This window comes from Yersinia aleksiciae, from assembly GCF_001047675.1.
In the GTDB taxonomy this organism is placed as follows: Bacteria; Pseudomonadota; Gammaproteobacteria; order Enterobacterales; family Enterobacteriaceae; genus Yersinia; species Yersinia aleksiciae.
On the sequence record NZ_CP011975.1, the window covers coordinates 3424720 to 3449349 of the forward strand.

Consider the following 24630-nt stretch of genomic DNA (forward strand, 5'->3'; position numbering starts at 1 on the left):
ATTGAATGGTTCGTTATCCACCGTCAGCACTAATAATGGCTGACGGTGGGAATAATAACATAGGCGATTTAGTGGGGTAACTTCTCTTGGCGATAGCGATAGATATCACCTTCGGGAATAAAGGTTAGACGGTGAGTAATGCACTGCGGTGCATCTTCTGCGTGGTGAGAAACGAACAACAGCTGTGTCTCCCCCTCGCCGATCATCACATCAATAAAACGGCGGACTAACAGGCGGTTAAGGGGATCTAAACCTTGTAATGGCTCATCAAGAATCAGTAGCGCCGGATGTTTAACCAGCGCCCGCGCGATCAATGCCAGCCGTTGTTGTCCCCAGGATAAGCTGTGGAAGGGCTGATTAGCGGCGGTGGCAGAGAAGCCTAGCAGGGCCAACCATTCATCGGCTAACTGTTGCTGGCGGTCGGATACAGCTTGATAAATACCAATCGAATCGAAAAAGCCGGACAAAATAACGTTACGCAAACTGGAACTGACCCGATAGTCCAGATGTAGGCTGCTGCTGACATAGCCAATATGGCGCTTGATATCCCAGATGGTTTCACCACTGCCACGGCGGCGGCCAAACAGCGTCAAATCATTACTGTAGCCTTGCGGATGGTCACCGGTAATCAGGCTGAGTAAGGTTGATTTTCCCGCGCCGTTCTGGCCGATAATTTGCCAGTGCTCGCCGCGATTCACCTGCCAACTCAAGTTATGCAGAATAGGGCGGTCGTTATACTCTACAACACCATTGTGCAAGGTAATCAGCGGCTTATCTTTCAGTAAATGGATCTGCTGTTGCGGATGTTCAGCTTCTGGCAATGACAAACCATCCAGATTTTCACTGTGGGCCAACTGGGCAATCAGGGCTTCGGACAGAATTTGTTGGCGTGGGCCAGTATGGGTCAGGTGGCAGTCCGCCAATACGCCGACATACTGCACAAAATCAGGAATATCATCGAAGCGATTGAGTACCAGAACCAGCGTGACACCTTGCGCGGAAAGAGTGGATAGCATACCCGCGAGCTGTGCGCGGGCGGCGACATCCAGCCCATCGAAGGGTTCATCGAGAATCAACAGATCCGGTTGTGTTATCAGTGCACGGCACAACAGGGTTTTGCGGGTTTCACCAGTAGAAAGATATTTAAACCGACGCGAGAGTAGCTGACTGATACCAAATTGTTCGGCTAACTGCTGACAGTACAGCGGATCCTGACGCTCTTCCTGAATGATTTCAGCGGTGGTGCGCCCGGTATCATCCTCGTCTGCGCTGAGCAGATCGGTGTTATTGCGCTGCCACTCTTCGCTAACTAACTGCTGGAGCTGTTCGAATGACAAACGCACTGTATGGCGAAAATCACTCTGGCGACTGCCGTTCAGTAAGGTGAGTTCCCCTGATAATGCTTTAGCCAACGCTGATTTTCCGCTGCCATTGGCCCCGACGAATGCCCAGCTATCACTGGGTTGCGGCTTATCGCCCGACGGTTTTTCATCACTCGAAGAGATAGATAACGCAGGCACGATAAGTGTCCGGGTGTCACTCAGGCGAAAACAACCTTGCGATATATGCAACTCAGACATCATCTTTCCCACATTATGCAACACAATAAGAGTGTTAGGGATAAGCGGAAAGGGCAGGAATGTCAATAAGCAATACCATGCTCACGGTTAATAACTAAGCTGAATTATTTAGCAAAGTGTCGCGATAATGACGCGATCAGCATTAAATTGAGCAATGACAGGGCTACCGACACGTAAATTCAGTTGGTGCAATTCGCTGTTGTTTTGCGTCGAGCAGAGACTGGCCCCGCCAGTTAATGTCACTATGACTTCGCTGTGATCGTGACCCGGTTCGATGCTGGCAACCATCCCCGCCAGGGAGTTATCTGCGGCCCCTGCCAGTGCCTGATCGGTGACCAGTTTTACCCAGGGGGCTTTTATCAGTGCCAATACCTCTTTGCCTGCTGTAAGTTGCAGGCGATCGGCGCTCTGTTGGGTCACGGCGGCGGATAAACGGGTTTTACCATCTGACAGCTGAATATTGACGTGTTGCTGAACCTGCTGATGGTCACGTTCAATGACGGTGCCGAAAAATTGATTGCGGGCGCTGGTTTGCAGCGAAAAGCGGGAAATGGCGGCCAGTAAGCTATCGAGTGGCATCGAATCATCTTTCAGCGTGTCGAACGCCTTTTGCTGAATCTTCGCGAGCAGATCATAAAGCTGAATTAAGCGCTCGCCGTAACGGGTCAGATGCGCACCGCCGCCGCCTTTACCGCCGGTTGCCCGCTCCACCAGAATCTCTTCCGCTAAGGTATTCATCTCATTAATGGCATCCCAGGCACTTTTATAGCTAATACCGGCGAGTTTTGCCCCTTGACTGATAGATCCCGTGTGCTGTATTTGCTTTAGCAATGCAATGCGGCGGGGGTCAGCAAACAGCCGTTGCTGAAGTTTTAAGGTAAGTAGAATTTCTGCCTGCATGATTGTTTGACTCCAGCGGGAAAGGCGTATTGTGCCTTAACTGCCTGTTTATAGACAGATCGCACGTTTGGCAGGTTACATTTTTTTGCTGGTAGTTAAAATAACAGGATTCATTCATTGCTGATATAATTTACAGTAAATGATAGATGGCAATTATCGTGGTAACCTAGGTTATCGCTCAATCAGCAGTAATGAGAGGCTGGCATGTTAGATTTATTGAAAAGTCTGCTCTTTGCCGTGGTCATGGTACCCGTGGTGATGGCAGTGATTTTGGGTATGATCTATGGGCTGGGTGAGGTGTTTAACATCATCTCCAACACCAGCCACAAAAAAGAACGTTCTTAATTTGATTGCTAAATGCCCGACGCGAAAACGTTGGGCATTTTCGTTTTATGCTTCGCGTCATCTCCCTCTATATTATTGTCACAACTCAAGTTACCTCACATCTTGCCGATAAACTGCATGACCTGCTTATGATGTTACGTTATATTTCAATCTATATAACGGGTTCATTAATGCGGAGAACAACATGAAAAATCAATATGGTAAAGTGAATAAATGGGTAGCGAGTGCAGCACTGCTAGCCGCTTTTTCCAGCACGGCGTTTGCGGCGGAGAACATCACTGTGTTCGCGGCAGCCTCGCTGACCAATGCACTGCAAGATATTGCCGCCCAGTATAAAAAAGAGAAGCAGGTGGATGTGGTTGCTTCTTTTGCCTCATCCTCCACCCTGGCACGCCAGATTGAGCAGGGCGCACCAGCCGATCTCTTTATTTCTGCGGATCAGCAATGGATGGATTATGCTATTGATAAGCAGCAAATTGTTGCCAATACTCGCTATACCTTATTAGGTAATGAGCTGGTATTGATCGCGCCGCAAGAGAGCAAAATTGATAAAGTTGTCATTGATAAAAAAACCGACTGGAAAAAATTGTTGGATGGCGGCCGTTTAGCGGTGGGCGATCCTGATCATGTTCCCGCAGGGATTTATGCCAAAGAGTCACTGGAGAATTTAGGTGCCTGGTCAACTTTAGCCCCAGAAATGGCGCGTGCTAACAACGTGCGCAGCGCTATGGCGCTGGTCGAGCGGGCAGAAGCGCCTCTGGGTATTGTCTATGGCTCTGATGCCATAGCCAGTCAAAAAGTTAAAGTTGTGGGGATATTCCCGGAAGCAAGTCATAAGCCGGTTGAATACCCAATGGCGATTGTTAAAGGCCATGAGAATCCGACCGTCACTGCTTTTTATGATTATCTGAAAAGCCCTGCTGCGGCGACTATTTTCAAAAATTATGGATTTACCCCACGCTAATGATATTGAGTGAGTATGAGTGGCAGGCCATTATTCTTAGCCTGAAGGTTTCCGGTGTGGCGGTGGCGTGCAGTTTGCCGTTAGGTATTTTAATGGCATGGATTTTAGTGCGCTGCCGTTTCCCCGGTAAATCATTGTTAGACAGCGTCATTCACTTGCCACTGGTGTTGCCGCCAGTGGTGATTGGTTATTTGCTGCTGATCAGTATGGGCCGACGCGGTTTTATTGGCGAGTGGCTCTATAGCTGGTTTGGCATCAACTTCAGTTTCAGTTGGCGTGGTGCGGCATTGGCCTCGGCAGTGGTGGCTTTCCCGCTGATGGTCAGGGCGATCCGGCTGGCGCTGGAAGCGGTCGATACCCGTCTGGAACTGGCAGCCCGTACGTTAGGCGCGAACCCGTGGCGGGTGTTTTTCACCATCACACTGCCGCTCTCTTTACCGGGCGTGATTGCTGGCACTGTGCTCTCTTTTGCCCGCTCACTGGGCGAATTTGGCGCGACCATTACTTTCGTTTCCAATATTCCCGGCGAAACCCGCACTATCCCACTGGCGATGTACACGTTGATTGAAACCCCCGGCGCGGAAGCTGCGGCGGCGCGGTTATGCGTTATCGCGATTATTTTGTCATTGGTTTCACTGCTGCTGTCCGAGTGGCTGGCCCGTTGGGGTAAAAAGCGCATGGGGGTCCCATGCTAGAGCTGGATTTCAGTCAACAACTGGGTGATTTGCATCTGCAAGTGGCCACCGATTTACCGGCGCAGGGCATTACCGCGATTTTTGGCTTGTCCGGTGCGGGTAAGACATCACTGATCAATGTGATTGGCGGCCTGACGCGCCCGCAGCAAGGTAAAGTAGTGCTCAATGGTCGGGTGCTGGTGGATGTGGCGCAGCAAATTTATCTGCCGCCTGAAAAACGTCGCGTGGGCTATGTTTTTCAGGATGCGCGCCTGTTCCCCCATTATCGGGTGCGGGGCAACTTGCAGTACGGTATGGCCCCTTCGATGCGTGGGCAGTTTGATTCTATTGTCGGTCTGCTGGGTATCGAGCCGCTATTAAACCGCTTTCCGCTGACGCTATCTGGTGGCGAGAAACAGCGAGTCGCCATTGGTCGCGCATTGCTCACCGCCCCAGAACTGCTGCTGATGGATGAGCCATTGGCATCACTGGATCTGCCGCGCAAACGCGAGCTGTTGCCCTATCTGGAGCGGTTGGCGCAAGATGTCAACACCCCCATTTTGTATGTTAGCCATAGCATGGATGAAATCCTGCGGCTGGCGGATCAAGTGGTGGTGATGGATGCCGGTAAAGTTCGCGCTGTCGGCGGGCTGGAAGAGGTCTGGGCCAGTAGCGCACTGCGCCCTTGGTTGCAGCGGGAAGAGCCAAGCAGCATTTTGCGAGTGAGCGTGATTGGTCATCATGAGCGTTATGCCATGACCGCGCTGGCGCTAGCCGATCAGCGTTTATGGGTAAGCAAGCTGGATGCGCAAGAGGGGGGCTTAATGCGTATTCGCATCAATGCGGCGGATGTCTCGTTGGTGTTGCAGCCGCCGCAAAGCAGCAGTATCCGCAATATCTTGCCGGTAAAAATAGCCGAGTGTCTGGAGGTTGATGGGCAGATTGATGTCAAACTCGCGATTGGCGATCAATGGTTATGGGCGCGGATCACCCCTTGGGCGCGCGATGAGCTGGGGCTGAAACCGGGTCAGTGGGTGTATGCGCAGATAAAAAGCGTGTCGTTTAATCGTAAAAACTAAGTCTCCCAACTGAAGCCGCGACAAACAGAACGGCCCCCCATGATAGGGAGGCCGTTTTTTTATCTCTATTGCACTGATTATCTAACAATAATACCCAGTAAAATACCCAAGGCACCAAAGTCAGCGTCGCTGAATGTGGTGTTGGCAAACCCGATATCACCCAGTACTGGCAGCAGGAACACTGGCAGGAAGGTAATCAGTAAACCTTGAGCGAATGCACCTAAAATAGCACCACGGCGTCCACCAGTGGCATTACCGAACACCCCTGCGGCAGCACCGACGAAGAAGTGAGGCACCACGCCGGGGATAATCACGGTCATATTCATCAAATAGAGTGCGAACATCCCGATCAAACCCGCAGCAAAGCTGCTTAGGAAACCGACCAATACCGCATTTGGCGCGTATGGGAAGACAACCGGGCAATCCAGCGCTGGTTTAGCATTAGGCACTAATTTGTCGGAGATCCCTTTAAACGCAGGGACTATCTCGGCAATGACCATCCGCACACCTTGCAGGATGATGTACACGCCCGCAGCAAAGGTAATGGATTGCATCAGCGAGAACATAAACCAGTTTTTGCCGCCGCTCAGGCTTTTCACTACTTCCGGCCCAGCAAACAGGCAGGTGACGATGAAGATAATACACATGGTAAAGGAGATAGCGACCGGTGTATCACGCAAGAACAGTAGGCTTTTCGGCACATTCATATCTTCAGTTGAATGCTCTTTATTGCCGAATTTGCTGCCGATAAAGCCCGCCAGAACATAAGACAGGGTCGAGAAGTGGCCAATTGCCACGTCATCAGAACCGGTGACTTTTTTCATGTATGGGTGGGCAATGGCAGGGAAGAACACCATGGCAACCCCAACCACCAGCGAACCGATAACAATCAGTGTCACACCGCTAATCCCGGCGGTTGCCAGAATAACGGCCACCATCATCGACATAAACAGGGTGTGGTGACCGGTCAGGAAGATGAATTTCCACGGCGTAAAGCGGGCAATCAGAATATTGATCACCATGGCGAAGAACATAATCATCGCCATCTCTTTACCGAAACTCTTCTGCGCTACAGACACAATGGCTTCGTTATTTGGCACGACGCCCTGAATACCGAAAGCGTGCTGGAAGATATTGGCAAAATCACCCAGAGATGAAACCACCAGACCCGCACCTGCGCCCAAAATCACAAAACCCATGATGGTTTTTACGGTGCCTTTAATGCACTCGGTCACCGGTTTTTTCTGGGCAATCAAGCCGATTAACGCGATCAAACCGACCAGTATTGCCGGTTCGGAGAGAACATCACTCATTAAAAAACGAAAGAAATCCATGCCAGCCTCCAGTTACAGCGCGCCTAATTCGGTTAATGCCACAGACAAACGTTCTTTCATGGCTTTCTTATCGATCATGTTATCGAGTGCCACGATCTTGCCGCCAACGGCTTGAGCCACTAATTGCTCGGCAATGTCTTTGGTGCCGATAAAAATATCACTTGGCGTTCCTTTGGCTGAACCGAGATCGACATGATCCACTTCCGCACTGACGGCCAACTCTTTCAGAATATTTTTGATGCTGATTTCCATCATCAGGCTGGTACCGAGACCGTTACCGCAAACCACTGTAATTTTCATTTTCTTTCCCCTTAAAATTGTTACCCAAACCCAATGTCACTCTTAGTAACGCGCAATGACGGACAATATATCCTGCTGCGTTTTGGCATTAAGTAAGGCTTGTACATCGTTATCGTTATCGAACAACTGAGCGAGTTGAGAAATAGCCTCAATATGGCTAGTACTGTCTGTCGCGGCTAACACTATGAGCAGTTTTACCGGGTCGTTACCTTCCGCATTGAAAGTGACGCCCTCGGTAATGACGGTTAATGCCAAAGAGAGCTTATTCGCACCCTCTTCCGGGCGAGCATGTGGCATGGCAATCCCCGGCCCGACCACGTAATAGGGGCCAATGGCTTCATGGGAGCGGTAAATCGCCTCAACATAACGAGCTTCAATTGAGCCATTATCAATCAGCGGCTGGCATGAAATCGCGATGGCATCACGCCAATCTTTGGCTTGGCTGACCACCTGAATGACGTCTGGCGTTAACAGTGTTTTTAACATGATGTTTATGACTCCCGATGACTGTTAACCTGAGAGTAGATAGTTATCACGCTCATTAATGTGACGGATATCGCAATTGATAGCGCTACCTGATAGCGCTATCAAAATTTGTGATAGCGCTATCATTTGTCACTTTATGAGCTTTAGCTATCGCCGAATAAGCCATATACAATGCAATGTATTGTCGAAGCCAGTCAGAAAGGGTGTGTTTTAATCTGACAAGACATTTTTAATCAGGCAGGAAATCAGCATGGAAAAAACGCGCAAGCGCCGTAATACCGGGCGGGTCACTCTACAGGAAGTGGCGAACTACGCCGGAGTAGGGTCGATGACTGTTTCCAGAGCGCTGCGAACGCCGGAGCAGGTTTCAGATAAGTTACGTGAGAAAATAGAGCAAGCGGTTGAAGCCCTTGGTTATATTCCCAATCGTGCTGCTGGTGCACTGGCATCTGGCCACAGCGACACTGTCGCCGTTTTAATTCCGTCATTAACCGATAAAGCCAGCTCCCGCTTTATGCAGGCGCTGCAACAGATTCTGAATAAAAATGAGTTCCAGCTATTACTGGGTTGCCATGAATATAATCAGCGCAAAGAAGCCGAAATATTGATGACATTGCTGCAAAGCAGTCCGGCGGCTGTGGTGATATTTGGCTCACAGCTGGCTGATAAAACCTATCAACTGCTCGAACGGGCGAATATTCCAACGGTCAACGTGGTGGGTTCTTACTTCAAAGGGGCCAAAATCACCCTTGAGGCGGCCTTTTTTGAGTCCGCCTATGAGCTAAGTCGCCATTTGCTGGAGCGCGGCTATCACCATATTGGCTATATCGGCGCACATATGGATAACCGTTTGCAACGCCAGCAGCTCAATGGATGGCACAAGGCGATGCTGGAGCACTACAAGAATGCGGATCAAACCGTCACCACGCCAGAGATCGCCAGTTTGCAATTTGGCCGCTATGCCCTGACGGAGATGTTGTTGCGTCAACCTGAATTAGACGCGGTGATATGTAGCCATGAAGATATCGCGCTTGGCGTATTATTTGAGTGCCAGCGGCGGCTACTGAAAATCCCAAGTGGTATCGCAGTGGCCTGTCTGGATGGCTCAGACAGCTGCGATCAAACCCATCCGACCCTAACCTCAATGCGCATTGACTACAAAAAGATGGGCAAAGAAGCTGGTAAGATGCTGATTGATCTGCTGGATAATGACGATGACAGCGAAGCGGAAGAACCCCTTAGCCAGAGTTTCAGCTATAAATTCGAACTGCGGCAAAGTACCTGAATATAGAGCCAAATAGCAAAGGAAAGCCGCCCCGAAGGACGGCTACCGGGCTGACTTGCCTGATGTGTTGATTATTACCGTGATTGAGTTGTTGAAGATACTCCAACCCCCACTTCCGGATGCTAACAACGCACCAAATACAACGAGTACAATACAAAAGTATCGTTTCATTGTGCGGTCCATGCTTAGACCGCTTCACGTCAGCACCACCGGCGATACTGCCGTGAATACAAGCACTTGCGATACGCTGGTAACATTTTTTGATGCCAACAACCCTGCTGGAATGGCCGCTTACCGGACCAGCGCAGAGAAACCGCCTATATGGCGGTTTTTTTGTTGGTGGGTTTTGTGAATGCAGTCCTTTGGCTCAAGTGGCTTGGCGGTGAAAGTCTTGTCGCCGACAATCTGTAGGCCACGGATGTCATTAACAAAAACGCCAGCACGAGGCTGGCGTTTCTTTTGACCCCTTACGTACTCAATCGTGAGATTAAGACGCAGCGTCAGCTTGTGCAGACTGGATCGCTGTCAGTGCCACGGTATAGACGATATCGTCAACCAATGCACCACGGGACAAGTCGTTAACTGGCTTGCGCATGCCTTGCAGCATCGGCCCGATTGAGATCAGGTCGGCAGAACGTTGTACCGCTTTATAAGTGGTGTTACCGGTGTTCAGGTCTGGGAAGATGAACACGGTCGCTTTACCCGCAACAGGTGAGTTAGGCGCTTTGGATTTAGCCACATCTGCCATGATTGCCGCGTCATACTGCAACGGACCATCGATGATCAGATCTGGGCGTTTTTCCTGTGCCAAACGGGTCGCTTCACGCACTTTCTCGACATCACTACCTGCACCAGAATTACCGGTAGAGTAAGAGATCATCGCCACACGCGGTTCGATACCGAAGGCTGCTGCAGAATCAGCTGACTGAATAGCAATCTCAGACAGTTGCTCAGCCGTTGGGTCCGGATTAATCGCGCAGTCGCCGTAAACCAGAACTTGGTCAGGCAGCAGCATGAAGAACACCGAAGAGACCAGTGAGCTGCCCGGTGCGGTTTTGATCAACTGCAACGGTGGGCGGATGGTGTTCGCGGTGGTATGAACGGCACCGGAAACCAGACCGTCAACTTCGCCTTTCTCCAGCATCAGTGTGCCGAGAACCACGTTATCTTCCAACTGTTCGCGAGCAACCACTTCGGTCATGCCTTTGCTCTTACGCAGCTCAACCAGACGCGGAACGTATTGCTCACGCACGGCAACCGGATCGATGATTTCAACGCCTTTACCCAGCTCAACACCTTGAGCCGCAGCAACACGTTGGATCTCTTCCGGATTACCCAGCAGCACACAAGTCGCGATACCGCGTTCAGCACAGATAGAGGCTGCTTTAACAGTACGTGGTTCATCACCTTCTGGCAGCACGATACGCTTGCCAGCTTTACGCGCCAACTCAGTCAGCTCATAACGGAATGCGGGTGGAGACAGGCGACGTGAACGCTCAGATGTGGCACTCAGAGAGTCGATCCACTCGCTGCTGATATGGCTGGCAACGTAGTTTTGCAGCTTCTCAACACGTTCATGGTCGTCGGCAGGGACTTCCAGATTGAAGCTTTGCAGGCTCAGGGAGGTCTGCCAAGTATTGGTATCAACCATAAATACAGGCAAGCCAGTCTGGAAGGCACGTGCACACAGGCTATTGATGCGATCATCAATGTCATAACCGCCAGTCAGCAGAATGGCCCCGATTTCAACGCCATTCATTGCGGCCAGACAAGCAGAAACCAACACGTCTGGGCGGTCTGCGGAGGTCACCAGCAGAGAACCCGGACGGAAGTGTTCCAGCATGTGCGGGATACTGCGAGCGCAGAACGTAACAGATTTAACGCGGCGAGTATTGATATCACCTTCGTTAATGATGCGCGCGTTCAAGTGCTTGCACATGTCGATAGCACGAGTGGCAATCAGCTCGAAGCTCCATGGCACGCAGCCCAGAACGGGGAGCGGGCTATTGGCAAACAGCTGCTTTGGATCGATGTTCGCGACACTGGCCTTGGTGGAATCATCAAAGATTTCAGACAGGTCAGGGCGGGTACGGCCTTGTTCATCAACTGGGGCATTCAGTTTGTTAATGATAACGCCGGTGATATTTTTGTTTTTGCTGCCACCGAAGCTAGAACGAGCCAGTTCGATACGCTCTTTCAATTGGTCAGGTGAATCATTGCCCAAGGCAATAACAAACACGATCTCTGCATTCAGGGTTTTGGCGATTTCATAGTTCAGCGCATTGGCAAACTGATGTTTGCGTGTCGGCACTAAACCTTCAACCAGCACCACTTCGGCATCTTTGGTATTTTCGTGATAACGAGCAACAATCTCTTCCATCAACACGTCTTGCTGGTTAGAGCTCAGCAAGGTTTCCACATAACCCATATTCAGCGGCTCAGCAGCAGTGATGCTGGAGTTGGCACGAATGATGGTCGTGGTTTGGTCAGGTGCATCGCCGCCAGCACGTGGCTGCGCGATGGGCTTGAATACGCTCAGGCGTACACCTTTTTGTTCCATGGAGCGGATGACACCCAAGCTGACGCTGGTTAAACCAACGCTGGTGCCGGTAGGGATCAACATTATTGTACGGGACACGGCAAAACCTCTTCTACGGTATACCCTTCGCCCTTGACGTTGCAGGGGGTTAGCTACGCTTACTCACCCGAATCACTTACCTGAATAAGCTCATCGGGATTCGTTCGCTTGCTGCCTACCTGCAACGCCAATGACTTTGGGTATATGAGTACAAATACTGTTTATGCAGTCAGACGGGCGGCGTCTTGTGCGATAACCAACTCTTCGTTGGTTGGGATAACTAGCGCCAGGCGGCTGCCATCTTTGGTGATGGTGCCAGATTTACCAAAGCGTGCTGCCAGGTTGCGTTCGTGATCAATTTCAAAGCCCAACAGGCCCAGTTTATCCAGCGTCAGTTCACGTACCATGGCTGCGTTCTCACCAATACCACCGGTGAAGATAACGGCATCCAGACGACCATCCATCAGCGCGGTATAAGCACCGATGTATTTAGCCAGACGGTGGCAGAACACATCCATTGCACGGCGTGCATCGGCTTTGGTTTCATAGTTGTCTTCAACATAACGGCAGTCACTGGTGACTTCAGTCAGACCCAACAGACCTGATTCTTTGGTCAGCAGTTTGTTGATTTGATCAACGCTCATCCCCATTGAATCATGCAGGTGGAAAATGATTGCCGGGTCGATATCACCACTACGGGTACCCATAACCAGACCTTCCAGTGGCGTCAGGCCCATAGAAGTATCAACACATTTACCGTTACGTACCGCAGTCACTGAACCACCGTTGCCCAAATGGCAGGTGATAACGTTCAGTTCTTCCAGCGGTTTGTTCAGAGTCTTAGCGGCTTCTTGGCTCACATAGAAGTGGCTGGTGCCGTGTGCGCCATAGCGACGGATGCCATGGTCTTTGTATAAGCTGTACGGCAGGGCGTAGAGGTAAGACTCTTCCGGCATGGTCTGATGGAAAGCAGTGTCAAAGACCGCGACATTTTTATTTGTCAGATTCGGGAAGGATTTCAATGCCTCAGCGATACCGATCAGGTGAGCAGGGTTATGCAGTGGTGCAAACGGGATAGAATCTTTGATACCCTGAATAACTTCGTCGGTAACGATAGCTGATGCAGTGAACTTCTCGCCACCATGAACGATACGGTGACCGATGGCAGTCAGTTGAGCAGAAAGCTCTGGTTTTTGTGCCAGAATAGTATTAACAATGAAATTCAGTGCTTCGCTGTGTGCTGCACCAGCACCCAATGCTGCTTCCTGTTTGCCACCATCAATTTTCCATTTGATGCGGGCTTCCGGCAGATGGAAGCATTCGGCTAAACCAGAGAGGTGTTCTTCACCGTTGGTCGCGTCGATGATAGCAAATTTTAGGGAAGAGCTACCGCAGTTAAGAACCAGTACTAGCTTACTCGACATGGAAGTACCTATTTATAGTCGTGTTCGACATTTGTTTTTGCAAAAACAGCGAAAAACACGTGGTTAATAAAACGTCAATCTGTCCAAAAGCGTAGCGCAAATTGGTGTCGACATTAATGATTAACATCATGCGATAGCAAAAAAGGCATGATGATGGAAAAATCGCGTATTAAACGTTAAGTACAAACGTTAACACCTGGTGGTAAAAACTGGTGCGATTTAACAAAATTGATTTAAATGCTGCGAAAAGTTGACATATTTATCGTCATCTTCTAGCGGCCAAAAGGCCGAGCTAGGATACCGATAGCGTCGCCTAAAAACAAAATATATTTAACAGACTAATTTTTAGTTTGTGGATTACAAAAAATATTTTAATTTTTGCTTGTGAAGTTGAGGTGAGCCATGACAACAAAACCCTCTGATACCGTGAATTGGTTTCAGGTACTCCAGCGTGGTCAGCACTATATGAAGACCTGGCCTGCAGACAAACGCCTGGCACCGATGTTTCCGGAGAATCGTGTGGTAACCGCGACACGTTTTGGTATTCGCTTTATGCCCCCGCTGGCCATCTTTACCCTGACCTGGCAGATAGCGCTCGGCGGCCAATTAGGCCCCGCCATCGCCACGGCATTGTTCGCCTGCGGTTTGCCACTGCAAGGACTATGGTGGTTAGGAAAACGTGCGATTACGCCGTTACCGCCAACCCTACTCCAGTGGTTCCACGAAGTGCGTAACAAGCTGGCTGAAGCAGGGCAGGCTGTTGCACCAATTGAACAAACGCCGACTTATCAGTCGCTGGCGGATGTACTGAAACGCGCATTCAAACAGCTAGATAAAACCTTTCTTGATGATCTCTAGCCTCAAAGGATTAGCTGCGCAAAATCCCCTGTCAAATCAAAGTATGGGCTAAGCCTGTGTGCGATGATTTCCTCATTATTTATGTCTTAGGAGTTTAGTGATGGATATGACCAACGCCCAACGATTGATTCTGTCGAATCAGTACAAGATGATGACCATGCTGGACCCAGAAAACGCTGAGCGCTATCGCCGCCAGCAAACGATTGTCGAACGTGGCTTTGGTTTGCAGATGCGTGAACTGGATCGTGATTTTGGTGAAATGAGCGAAGAGACTTGCCGGACCATCATTAATATCATGGAGATGCACCACGCGCTGCAAGTCTCTTGGGGTAACCTGAAAGACAAACAGGATTTGGATGAACGCCGTATCACGTTCCTTGGTTTTGATGCTGCCACCGAATCCCGCTACTTGAGTTATGTGCGTTTTATGGTCAACACCGAAGGGCGCTATACCCATTTTGACTCCGGCACTCACGGTTTCAACTCCCAAACCCCAATGTGGGACAAATACCAACGTATGCTGGCGATTTGGCAATCCTGCCCGCGCCAATATCATTTGAGCGCCGTTGAGATTTCGCAAATTATCAATGCCTGATTGGGTACATTGAAACGATTGATTTACAAAGCTATTGGTTCATGAAAAGTGGTTTACTGACGAGGATGTGCTTGTGGAGTGTAAAGGTTTTCTCTTTGATTTGGACGGGACTCTGGTTGATTCATTACCTGCTGTTGAACGAGCTTGGATTGGCTGGGCGCAAGGTCGCGGCATCAATCCAACGGAGGTACTAGATTTTATCCATGGCAAACAAGCCATTACCTCTCTTCGCCATTTTATGCCGGGTGCCAGTGATGCTGAACTTCAGGCGGAGTTTCTGGCATTAGAGCACATTGAAGCCAACGACACTGATGGTGTGACCGCACTGCCAGGCGCAGTCGCACTGTTGGAGCGGCTGAACAGCCTGTCGATTCCATGGGCTATCGTCACTTCCGGTTCAGTACCGGTTGCCTCAGCGCGTCGTGCGGCGGGCCATTTGCCGGAACCCAAAGTTTTTGTGACCGCTGAACTCGTGAAGCATGGGAAACCCAAGCCTGACGCCTATCTGTTGGGAGCTGAAGGTTTAGGACTGGCACCGGCAGATTGCATCGTGGTGGAAGATGCGCCAGCGGGGATTTTGTCAGGGCTGGCGGCAGGCTGCAAAGTGATTGCGGTGAATGCCCCTGCTGACACACCAAAACTCGATCAGGTTGATCTGGTGCTGACGTCACTCGAGCAAATTGCTGTTGAAGTCACCGCCAATGGGGCCATTGTTCGCTTGGTGGATTAATCGTTTCACTGCTGAACTGTTCTCAGACTGATTAGAAAGTTGATTAGCGGGGAAATGTGCCGTTGGGGTCGTAGTCGGGTAAGCGACCGAAACGCCCCGAGGGACAGTCGACCCGCCAGTCACCGAGCTATAAATGAATTTTGTCAGCAAGCTAAGAGCACCAACTGGCGCTCTTTTGCTTTATTGTTGTGGGTGGATAAGGGGCGGCAAGCTCTCTTCCAGACTGTGCAGGTTTTGCGGCTTCACTCGAATAATCCCACCGCGTGGGCTATCAATATCGGCGATTAACATAAAAGAGAACGAAATCACCAGCGGCAATATCAAAGTCATGATCTTGCCATTTTTGCCCTGTTTTGAGCCATAACCCACCAGTGTGCAACTACAAACGGCAATAATCAGCATCAATAGCCAAGCGGCATGTGGGATTCTATTCCACCAAGCAGCTTGCGTATAACCCGCTGAATTTAAAACGTCATTCATCCCCGACACCACCAACGCTCTGACGGGATCAGGGCGCTGATTCACCGGCTCCAGCAACTCGACCCAAAGGGCATTTTCCAACTGATTGGTCTGGTTATTAATCGCGGTGAGATGCGCTTCATTGCGCGTAGTATAGAAAAGTATCCGCTGATCAAGATAGTGCACTAACAGCGCTTTAGTGGCGGTACTGGATGCGGCTGGCAGATAATCGGTGCGCAGATATTCAGTGCCGATCGCATTGGCTTCCGCCTCTTCATAATTCTTACGCAGATCGTAGCGGTTAATAGCCATGGAAAAACTGAAGCCAATAATCAGCCCCAGTAAGGTGAGTGTCGCCCCTTGAATGACGGTAAAATTTTCGCGGATATTATCGTCCAGATCCCGGCCGCGCCGGAAGAAAGCCTGACCGATATAGGCGGCGCTATACAACAGTGCACATGACAGCAGAAAAAGGATAATCGGATAATCCGTAATATTAATCATTTACTGCTCCCACCTAGATAACCCAATGACTGCTCACCATTCACTATTATCAGTATAGTCAGACGGTTAAATGCGATTGAATATCCGAATATTTAAGTGACATTTTTTTAACTGGTGAATAGTGCATCACAAATTGATGAATATTTTTTCTGAAAAAAAGGACGATTAATACACTTATTGAGTGGTAAGCTCATAAATTAGCAGGTCATTATTGATCTCGGACAGCGGTCGCTGCTGAATTTAATGCTTTACTGCCAAAGCCGGAAATTTCCCTTCACTTTTTGCCAACGAGGCCATTTTGAACAGCGAACTATTGTGGGTGTTGACGCTACTTCTGATAGCTATAGTGCTGTTTACCACCAATAAGTTACGAATGGATGTCGTGGCGTTGTTGGTGATTATTGCCTTTGTGATGAGTGGCACTTTGTCTCTTGCTGAAGCCACCAGCGGATTCAGCGACCCCAACGTGATATTGATCGCGGCATTGTTTGTCATTGGTGACGGATTAGTCAGAACCGGTGTCGCCTATCAGGTCGGGGATTGGCTGGTAAAAGTGGCTGGTCACAGCGAAACCAAAATGCTCGCGTTATTGATGGTTACCGTCGCGGGTTTGGGCGCTTTTATGAGCTCGACTGGTGTGGTGGCGATATTTATCCCCGTGGTACTGAGTGTTGCCAGCCGAATGAAGATCTCGCCGGGGCGATTAATGATGCCACTGAGCTTTGCTGGCCTGATTAGCGGCATGATGACTCTGGTCGCGACACCACCAAATATGGTGGTGAACAGCGAATTGCTACGTGAAGGCATCAAAGGGTTTGGCTTTTTTGGCGTCACCCCGATTGGCATCATCATTTTACTGATGGGGGTCGCTTATATGTTAGTGGCCCGCCGCTGGCTGGGGGGTAAACAAGAGCACTCAGAAAAAGACCAATGGAAGCGCCGCACCTTCCGTGATCTTATCCGCGATTATAAGCTGACAGGCCGCGCCCGCCGCCTGGCTATCCGCCGCGACTCCCCCTTAATTGGCCGTTCTCTTGATGAGCTGCATCTGCGCGCCCGCTATGGTGCGAACGTGGTGGGGATCGAACGCTGGAAGCGCTTTCGACGCGTGATGGTCAGCGCGACCAGCTCATCTGAGCTGCATGAAAACGATGTGCTGCTGATTGATATGTCCGATTGCGACATCGATTTACGCGAATTCTGTACTGAACAGATGTTAGAACCTCTGGTGCTGCGCGGTGAATATTTCTCCGAACAAGCCCGCAACGTCGGGATGGCTGAGGTTTCACTTATTCCTGACTCTGCCTTATTGGGCAAGAGCTTACGTGAGGTCACCTTCCGTACCCGTTATGGCCTGAATGTGGTGGGTATCCGTCGTAACGGTAAGACCTTGGAAGGCAAACTGGTCGATGAAAAATTACAGTTTGGCGATATCTTGCTGGTCATTGGCGACTGGAAACTGATTCGCCAATTACAGCAAAAAAACCGTGATTTTATCGTGCTGAATTTGCCAGCTGAAGTTGACGAAGTGGCGCCGGCCATCTCACAAGCGCCTCATGCTTTGTTCTGTCTGGCGTTGATGGTAGCGATGATGCTGACCGATGAAGTGCCGAATGTGATTGCGGCGCTGGTAGCCTGTTTATTGATGGGACAGTTCCGTTGTATTGACATGGAAAGCGCTTACCGCTCGATCCATTGGCCGAGCTTAATCCTGATTATCGGGATGATGCCCTTCGCACAGGCATTGCAGAAAACGGGCGGGGTGGATTTGATTGTCCAGGGGTTAATGGATGTGGCTGGCGGGATGGGGCCGCGAGTGATGTTGCTGTGTTTGTTTGTGCTCTGCGCCACCATTGGGCTGTTTATCTCCAATACGGCAACGGCGGTCCTGATGGCCCCGATTGCGATTGCGGCTGCCCGCGAGATGTCCCTCTCCCCGTACCCATTCGCAATGATAATTGGTATCGCTGCATCGGCGGCGTTTATGACTCCGGTGTCGTCACCGGTCAATACACTGGTTTTAGGCCCAGGTGGCTATAAATTTGGTGATTTTGTCCGCATGGGAGTGCCCTTTACCGTGCTGGTGATGATTGTGAGTGTGATGGTGGTGCCGGTGTTATTTCCCTTCTAATTATCCTTCGTCATTTAGTCGCAGGTCCCTCCGCGTGACGCCTAAAACGGGCGTCACGATCGTTTTCCTTGCCGACACTCTTCATTCGGCAGCTCAAATGTGCTTCTGAAAATTAACTTCAACGTCAAACTCAACATTAGTCCAGTGAGTCGAGGCTGATCTCATCTAGTGATAGGCTGAAGCTGGGGACAAAGACTTCCATAAAGTAATCCATCTCTGGGCTTTGGCGCATGGAGAGGGTTTTCTCTAATCGAGCCTTGGCTTGAATGAATTCGTTATTACCCGCTGACAACTCTTCCAGACATTTGAGGTAAGCGCACAGAGCGTCGGCTTGTTTAACCAGTGCTTTCTCTTCCTCACTATAATAATTTTCATCTAGCAGGCAGCGAAAATCCTGCTGCAACTCTTTCGGCAACATTTCGATTAATTTCTGTTGCGCGACTTTTTCTATCTTTTTGTACTCATGGGCAATTTGCGGATTGTAATACTTGATAGGGGTAGGTAAATCTCCAGTAATCACTTCACTGGCATCGTGATACATCGCCAGCAGCGCGATTCGATCGGCATTGAGATTGCCATTAAACTTGCGGTTTTTAATGATGGCTAACGCATGAGCAACGAATGCCACCTGCAAGCTGTGCTCAGAGACATTTTCAGTGCGGACATTGCGCATCAGCGGCCAGCGGTTGATGAGTTTCAGGCGGGATAGGTGGGCGAAGAAGTGGCTCATAAATTTCTCTCTTTTTTACTTTTTAAAAGCAGAACTGGGGATAGCATATCAGATTGGGTTTGGGTTGATGTTTGATTTGATTTGATCGGATCAGGTTTCGGTTGATATTCGGTCTCGTGCTCTGGTTCGGTTGTTAAAGCTTCAGTGCGTACCTTACCTCCGATGCCCCAACCGCCAAAGGGGGGCAGCGGCCCCCTTGTGGAATCCCGCGCTTTGCACGTATCGCTTGCCCACTTCGTGGGTGCCCTCAATCATCGTTCCGGCTGACGGACCGGGCCGATTCACTCCTGTTCAAGCGGCCCTCGCTCGGCATCCATGCCTCGCGTCCTACCTCCACTCTTCACTCGGCAGCTCAAATGTGCTTTTAACTTCAAAACCTAAAAACAGGGTTTTGAATTGTTTTTTGACCTTGAGCGCAATCAGGAATATTGCCGACGAGGATGGAGGGTAGAGTGAGCGGGCAGGACGCCCGCGAAAAGCGCGCTTGGGCAAGGATGCCCATCGCGCTGGCTCGTCAGCCCGAAAGACGTGGGAGGTTTACCCGCAGGGCAATATTTCGCGCAAGCCGCAGGTGCAGGAGGGCCGGCCTGCCCTCCTGCTCGGTTGAGGCTGCGAGGGTCAGGTGATCACTGAACGAATATCAACCGAAACTTAATCCGGTTGACGGTTGTTTAGTGAAGCTTAACAAATAAAAACCAAACCCTACTGGTGGTAGGTCTCCAAAAATCTCCCCAGCTTCCTCACCGCCATCTCCAACTCATCCACGCGCGGTAATGTCACGATCCGCACATGATCCGGGTATGGCCAGTTAAAGGCGCTGCCTTGTACCAGCAACACTTTTTCCTGCAACAGCAGGTCCAATACCAACTTCTGGTCATCTTTCAGATTAAAACGCTTCTGATCAATGCGCGGGAACATATACAGCGCACCCTGAGGTTTCACGCAGGAAACACCGGGGATTTGGTTGATCAACTCCCAGGCACGGTCGCGCTGTTCGTATAAACGCCCACCCGGTTGAATAAACTCATTGATGCTCTGATAGCCGCCCAGTGCTGTTTGAATCGCATGTTGCATCGGCACGTTGGCACACAGCCGCATTGACGCCAGCATCTCCAAGCCTTCGATATAACCTTTAGCGTGCTTCTTCGGCCCGTTCAGCACCATCCAGCCCTGACGGAAACCGGCAACGCGGTAAGTCTTGGACAAACCATTGAAGGTGACGGTCAGTAAATCCGGTGCCAACGCAGCAATAGAGTGATGCTGAGCGTCGTCATATAAAATCTTATCGTAGATCTCATCGGCGAAAATAATCAGGTCGTTCTGACGGGCGATTTCAACAATCTCCAGCAACAGTTCTTTGCTGTATACCGCGCCGGTCGGGTTGTTCGGGTTGATAATCACAATCCCACGGGTACGCGGGGTGATCTTGCTGCGGATATCATCTAAATCAGGGAACCAGCCTGACTCTTCATCACACATATAGTGCACGGCTTTACCGCTTGAAAGCGAAACCGCCGCTGTCCATAACGGATAATCCGGTGCTGGCACCAGCATTTCATCGCCGATATTCAGCAATGCTTGCATGGATTGCACGATCAGCTCAGAAACACCGTTCCCAATGTAGATATCCTCGACTGTCAGGTCACGCATATCGCGGGCCTGATAGTGCTGCATAATGGCTTTGCGCGCCGAAAATAGGCCTTTGGAGTCGCAATAGCCTTGTGCCGTTGGCAAATTACGGATCACATCCACCAGAATTTCATCCGGTGCATCGAAACCAAACGGGGCAGGGTTGCCGATGTTCAGTTTCAGAACCTTATTACCTTCTTCTTCAAGACGCTTAGCTTCTTTTAGCACTGGGCCACGAATGTCGTAACAAACGTTGTCCAGTTTGCTGGATTTCTCAATGGGGGACATAAAAAATTGAGCCTTTTGCTGGTAAAAGCGTGTCCTCAGCGTGGAACACTGCAAGGTATTCAATGTACTCCGACGCCGCTGCTTTTTGAAGTTCTATGCACATCTTTAGTGCGAATGCCGGTTTTTATTTCAAATGACGGTCGGCTGAATGCGCAAAATGACATTAATGGTGTTTTATCGTTATACCCTGCTCGATTATGCGTGATTGATGAATTTGTCTGAAGTTTTATCCTGGCCGATTTGGATATACACAACCGTTAACAAAAAAATAGGATTTACAAGGTGAGGGGGATTCTCTTCAAGACAAAGACTTGCCGTTATAGCGGTTAATCCTCTCCATTGAGCTTGCCTTTTAAAAGCAAGAATCTCAATTCAACAGTTTATATCATCATACATATTCTTGCGGCATGGGGCAGGATAAACTTGTAAATAGGAAAACTATTAAGAATAATTAATGTTAACTTACAAAATCTTAAAGGTTATCAAGCGTTAATAGTTGAATTAACAGAGGTAAATAAAAAAATACCAGAGTAATACATTGATGATTTTTGATATTTCCTCCGTTTGAGAGACTTGGCATTTTAATTAAAATGGGTTTCCAACTCTTATAAGTAGCCTCGAATAGTGAGATTACTGAAGCAAAAAAATCTTCATTAATCGAAGATTTAACGGTTTTTTATGACCTTATTCACAAACAACGGCATCACTCAGTCAATAGTTTTTTATAAAAAGAGATAGCGGTAACGAAATATAAGTAAATTTTTTGCCCTACTCTAATGAGTGGGGTACTGTCATACTTAGCGTTGTCCCTTATTGACGGCGCTAATACTTAAACACCAGGGTAGTTTGTAATTAGAATTCAAAAAAGTGAAGAATACACTATGACAAATGCAAATCGTCCGATAATTAATCTCGACCTCGATCTGCTTAGAACCTTTGTAGCTGTTGCTGACTTGAATACTTTTGCCTCTGCTGCTGCAGCGGTTTGTCGGACTCAGTCAGCGGTTAGCCAGCAAATGCAACGGTTAGAACAGTTAGTTGGTAAGGAGTTATTTGCCCGCCATGGGCGTAACAAATTACTCACTGAACATGGTCTCCAGTTACTCGGCTATGCCAGAAAAATTTTACGTTTTAACGATGAAGCCTGTACGTCACTCATGTACAGCAATATAGAAGGGTCACTCGTTATTGGCGCATCTGATGATACTGCCGATACGCTGTTACCTTTCTTGCTGAACCGAGTGGCGACGCTATATCCGCGGCTGGCGATAGATGTGCGGGTAAAACGCAGCCCACTTATCGCCGATATGCTGAATACAAGCGAGGTGAATCTGGCTATTACTACGGCTAAGGTTGACACTCATCCTCACGTGATTTTGAGAACATCACCGACACTTTGGTATTGCGCCGCCGACTATCAGTTCCAGCCCGGCGAGTCAGTTCCTTTAGTGGTGATGGATGAGCCAAGTCCTTTCCGTGATATGGCAATAGAGCATCTAACCAAGGCGGGTATTGCATGGCGCATCGCCTATGTCGCCTCTTCGCTTTCTGCCATTCGAGCGGCAGTCAGGGCAGGGCTGGGTGTGACCGCCAGGCCGATAGAGATGATGAGTCCTGATTTACGGGTACTGGGTGAAACAGAAGGGCTACCTCGCCTGCCTGAAACGCACTATTCACTCTGTAAAAGCAGTCAGTGTGACAATGAATTGGCATTAGCCATTTTCGATGCCATGCAGGCGGGTCATCAACATGGTTTACAGTCTGGCTCAGATCGAGTACTGGATTCTGATTATCTAATCGACGATATAAGTTAAGAATTTAACGCAAACACTATATTATAAGCCCCTAATTCTAGGGGCTTTTTAATTTATTTTCATAATAAAAATCAGATTTACTCCTATCTCATATTAATTTCATGCTCAAAACGTCGTTTTATTTAACTTAGGGATGTTTATCGGCATCAGGGAAATGACGTCTACTGAGAGGGAATGTAATTAATATTCATTCTCATTTATTGATAAAAATAATTTAATCAAAACACTGTTTCATTATTAATAAATATTAAAGTGCAACTTTTCATGCCGAATATCTATTAAATAACACTCAAAACGTGTTCTGGATCAAAAAAATACCCCTAGCTAGTGAGTGGAAGAACGGGTTATTCCTGAGACAATGGTATAGTTAATACGAACTATACTGGTTGGTTTATATGTGTATGTTCTGACTTAACAAATTACTGACTCGATTTAGCTTACGAGTCCGCACCAAATGTTAAGTAAGATCGTGCACTTGTAAATTAATCTGTAGTTACTTTTGTCTAAGTTGACAAAAGGTTACTGAAAGGAGTAAAAAGCCCACAGTAAAACACTGGCTAAACAGTTGTAAAAACAGTGTGTTTTGTGTGGTTTTTATCCTTCCCTTTGAATCGATGTGGTGCACTAACTGCCAATACAAGAGCAGGATGTCCGACACCACTTTTGATGAGTAAGCAATGCGTATGTCAACAACCACTGAAGTTATCGCTCATCATTGGGCGTTCGCTGTATTCCTGATCGGCGCAATCGGACTGTGCGGTTTGATGCTCTTGGGTGCGTTCTTCCTGGGTGGGAGAGCTCGGGCCCGTGCCAAAAACGTCCCCTATGAGTCTGGTATTGACTCGGTAGGTTCAGCGCGTATGCGTTTATCCGCCAAGTTTTACCTGGTCGCCATGTTTTTCGTTATTTTCGATGTTGAAGCCCTGTACCTGTATGCGTGGTCAATCTCTATTCGTGAGAGCGGCTGGGTAGGCTTTATCGAAGCAACCATTTTCATTTTGGTGCTTTTGGCTGGTTTGGTTTATCTGGTGCGTATCGGCGCTCTGGATTGGACTCCTGTGCGTTCTAATCGCCGCGTGAGCAAACCGAGCATAGTCAAATACGCCAGCAGTCATCCAGATATACGCCAATAAATACAGCGAGGCATTAACATGGACTATACGCTCACCCGCATAGACCCTAACGGTGAGAACGACCGTTACCCCCTGCAAACTCAGGAAACCGTCAGCGGCGATCCTCTCGAGCAACATGTCCACCGTAGTGTTTACATGGGTAAACTTGAGAACGCCATGCATGACATGGTGAACTGGGGGCGTAAGAACTCTCTTTGGCCGTATAACTTCGGCCTCTCTTGTTGTTATGTCGAGATGGTGACCTCGTTCACTGCCGTACATGACGTGGCACGTTTCGGTGCAGAAGTACTGCGTGCTTCTCCGCGCCAAGCCGACTTCATGGTGGTGGCTGGGACTTGCTTCACCAAAATGGCCCCGGTTATTCAGCGTCTGTATGAACAAATGCTCGAACCGAAATGGGTTATCTCCATGGGTGCCTGTGCAAACTCAGGCGGCATGTACGATATCTATTCCGTGGTACAAGGCGTGGATAAATTCCTCCCAGTAGACGTGTATATTCCTGGCTGTCCACCGCGTCCGGAAGCTTATATGCAAGCACTGTTACTGTTGCAGGAATCTATCGGTAAAGAGCGCCGTCCTCTTTCTTGGGTTGTGGGTGATCAAGGTGTTTACCGCGCCAATATGCAGCCAGAAAGAGAACGTAAGCATGCTGAACGAATTGCAGTAACTAACTTGCGTACACCTGACGAGATCTAACCCGACTTCCGGTGTTGGATTTTTTGTGCGTAAGTGATTTGTTCTTGGATGGAACCGTTTTATCCAGAACATGTGTGCGGCAAATGACCACAAAATGACACATTCAGTGTGGTG

General features: G+C 49.2%; 22 protein-coding genes. 12 read left to right on the top strand and 10 right to left on the bottom strand.

Translation table 11 applies throughout. From position 1 onward, the window contains the following. Window positions 1–68 precede the first annotated feature (68 nt). Window positions 69–1580, bottom strand: coding sequence for a molybdate ABC transporter ATP-binding protein ModF (gene modF / locus ACZ76_RS15400; protein ID WP_048619710.1), 1512 nt, complete (start codon window positions 1578–1580; stop codon window positions 69–71). A 108-nt stretch (window positions 1581–1688) separates the two neighbouring features. Continuing rightward, window positions 1689–2480 carry a molybdenum-dependent transcriptional regulator gene (gene modE, locus ACZ76_RS15405; RefSeq protein WP_048619711.1) on the bottom strand — a complete coding sequence of 264 codons (792 nt, stop codon included), beginning with the start codon at window positions 2478–2480 and terminating at the stop codon, window positions 1689–1691. A gap of 204 nt (window positions 2481–2684) precedes the next feature. Between modE and ACZ76_RS15410 the strand changes: the two genes are divergently transcribed. From ACZ76_RS15410 to modC, 4 genes are all read left to right on the top strand, one after another. Then, the gene (locus ACZ76_RS15410; protein WP_048619712.1) at window positions 2685–2825 is read left to right on the top strand and encodes an AcrZ family multidrug efflux pump-associated protein; all 141 of its coding nucleotides are present in this window, start codon (window positions 2685–2687) and stop codon (window positions 2823–2825) included. Window positions 2826–3009: 184 nt separating this feature from the next. Further along, complete coding sequence (modA, locus tag ACZ76_RS15415; RefSeq protein WP_048619713.1) at window positions 3010–3789, top strand: molybdate ABC transporter substrate-binding protein; 780 nt, start codon at window positions 3010–3012, stop codon at window positions 3787–3789. Continuing rightward, window positions 3789–4484 (top strand): molybdate ABC transporter permease subunit, encoded by a 696-nt coding sequence (gene modB / locus ACZ76_RS15420; RefSeq protein WP_048619714.1) that lies wholly within the window; start codon window positions 3789–3791, stop codon window positions 4482–4484. The genes modA and modB overlap by 1 nt, the downstream gene beginning before the upstream one ends. Next, window positions 4478–5542, top strand: a complete 1065-nt coding sequence (gene modC / locus ACZ76_RS15425; RefSeq protein WP_048619715.1) for a molybdenum ABC transporter ATP-binding protein ModC — start codon at window positions 4478–4480, stop codon at window positions 5540–5542. The genes modB and modC overlap by 7 nt, the downstream gene beginning before the upstream one ends. A 77-nt stretch (window positions 5543–5619) precedes the next feature. Here modC and ACZ76_RS15430 read toward each other — a convergent pair whose 3' ends face one another. Genes ACZ76_RS15430 through ACZ76_RS15440 form a run of 3 tightly spaced genes read right to left on the bottom strand, consistent with a single transcriptional unit; the run spans window position 5620 to window position 7662 of the window. Then, on the bottom strand, window positions 5620–6876 hold the full coding sequence (locus ACZ76_RS15430; RefSeq protein ID WP_038631791.1) for a PTS ascorbate transporter subunit IIC: 1257 nt from the start codon (window positions 6874–6876) through the stop codon (window positions 5620–5622). 12 nt (window positions 6877–6888) lie between these two features. Next, window positions 6889–7176: a PTS sugar transporter subunit IIB gene (locus ACZ76_RS15435; RefSeq protein ID WP_004714840.1), complete on the bottom strand. Its 288-nt coding sequence runs from the start codon at window positions 7174–7176 to the stop codon at window positions 6889–6891. 42 nt (window positions 7177–7218) lie between these two features. Next, on the bottom strand, window positions 7219–7662 hold the full coding sequence (locus ACZ76_RS15440; RefSeq protein ID WP_004391631.1) for a PTS sugar transporter subunit IIA: 444 nt from the start codon (window positions 7660–7662) through the stop codon (window positions 7219–7221). Window positions 7663–7912: 250 nt separating this feature from the next. Here ACZ76_RS15440 and ACZ76_RS15445 point away from each other — a divergent pair, with 250 nt between their 5' ends. Further along, a complete protein-coding gene (locus ACZ76_RS15445) occupies window positions 7913–8947 on the top strand; it encodes a LacI family DNA-binding transcriptional regulator (RefSeq protein WP_048619716.1) in 1035 nt (344 codons plus the stop codon). Between the two features lie 487 nt (window positions 8948–9434). On the opposite strand, the gene pta is transcribed toward ACZ76_RS15445, so the two are convergent. Both pta and ackA read right to left on the bottom strand, forming a co-directional pair. Next, entirely contained in the window at window positions 9435–11570 is a 2136-nt protein-coding gene (gene pta, locus ACZ76_RS15450) for a phosphate acetyltransferase (RefSeq protein WP_048619717.1), read from the bottom strand. A 176-nt stretch (window positions 11571–11746) separates the two neighbouring features. Then, entirely contained in the window at window positions 11747–12949 is a 1203-nt protein-coding gene (ackA, locus tag ACZ76_RS15455) for an acetate kinase (RefSeq protein ID WP_004878179.1), read from the bottom strand. A gap of 402 nt (window positions 12950–13351) precedes the next feature. Between ackA and yfbV the strand changes: the two genes are divergently transcribed. The 3 genes from yfbV to ACZ76_RS15470 all read left to right on the top strand — a co-directional run bounded on the left by yfbV (window position 13352) and on the right by ACZ76_RS15470 (window position 15132). Continuing rightward, the gene (yfbV, locus tag ACZ76_RS15460) at window positions 13352–13807 is read left to right on the top strand and encodes a terminus macrodomain insulation protein YfbV (protein WP_048619718.1); all 456 of its coding nucleotides are present in this window, start codon (window positions 13352–13354) and stop codon (window positions 13805–13807) included. Between the two features lie 100 nt (window positions 13808–13907). After that, a complete protein-coding gene (locus ACZ76_RS15465; RefSeq protein ID WP_048619719.1) occupies window positions 13908–14402 on the top strand; it encodes a YfbU family protein in 495 nt (164 codons plus the stop codon). A gap of 73 nt (window positions 14403–14475) precedes the next feature. Beyond that, complete coding sequence (locus ACZ76_RS15470; protein WP_048619720.1) at window positions 14476–15132, top strand: sugar phosphatase; 657 nt, start codon at window positions 14476–14478, stop codon at window positions 15130–15132. A gap of 180 nt (window positions 15133–15312) precedes the next feature. Here ACZ76_RS15470 and ACZ76_RS15475 read toward each other — a convergent pair whose 3' ends face one another. Then, window positions 15313–16095, bottom strand: a complete 783-nt coding sequence (locus ACZ76_RS15475; RefSeq protein ID WP_048619721.1) for a bestrophin-like domain — start codon at window positions 16093–16095, stop codon at window positions 15313–15315. A gap of 298 nt (window positions 16096–16393) precedes the next feature. On the opposite strand from ACZ76_RS15475, the gene ACZ76_RS15480 reads away from it, so the two are divergent. Beyond that, entirely contained in the window at window positions 16394–18226 is a 1833-nt protein-coding gene (locus ACZ76_RS15480) for an SLC13 family permease (RefSeq protein ID WP_048619722.1), read from the top strand. Between the two features lie 136 nt (window positions 18227–18362). Here ACZ76_RS15480 and yfbR read toward each other — a convergent pair whose 3' ends face one another. Next, complete coding sequence (yfbR, locus tag ACZ76_RS15485; RefSeq protein WP_048619723.1) at window positions 18363–18956, bottom strand: 5'-deoxynucleotidase; 594 nt, start codon at window positions 18954–18956, stop codon at window positions 18363–18365. A gap of 702 nt (window positions 18957–19658) precedes the next feature. Then, the gene (locus ACZ76_RS15490; protein WP_048619724.1) at window positions 19659–20873 is read right to left on the bottom strand and encodes a pyridoxal phosphate-dependent aminotransferase; all 1215 of its coding nucleotides are present in this window, start codon (window positions 20871–20873) and stop codon (window positions 19659–19661) included. Window positions 20874–21754: 881 nt separating this feature from the next. On the opposite strand from ACZ76_RS15490, the gene rovM reads away from it, so the two are divergent. The 3 genes from rovM to ACZ76_RS15505 all read left to right on the top strand — a co-directional run bounded on the left by rovM (window position 21755) and on the right by ACZ76_RS15505 (window position 24516). Beyond that, complete coding sequence (rovM, locus tag ACZ76_RS15495) at window positions 21755–22687, top strand: virulence transcriptional regulator RovM (protein WP_048619725.1); 933 nt, start codon at window positions 21755–21757, stop codon at window positions 22685–22687. Between the two features lie 677 nt (window positions 22688–23364). Next, window positions 23365–23820: an NADH-quinone oxidoreductase subunit NuoA gene (nuoA, locus tag ACZ76_RS15500; protein ID WP_032898292.1), complete on the top strand. Its 456-nt coding sequence runs from the start codon at window positions 23365–23367 to the stop codon at window positions 23818–23820. Window positions 23821–23838: 18 nt separating this feature from the next. Continuing rightward, window positions 23839–24516 (top strand): NuoB/complex I 20 kDa subunit family protein, encoded by a 678-nt coding sequence (locus ACZ76_RS15505; protein ID WP_002210278.1) that lies wholly within the window; start codon window positions 23839–23841, stop codon window positions 24514–24516. Window positions 24517–24630 lie beyond the last annotated feature (114 nt).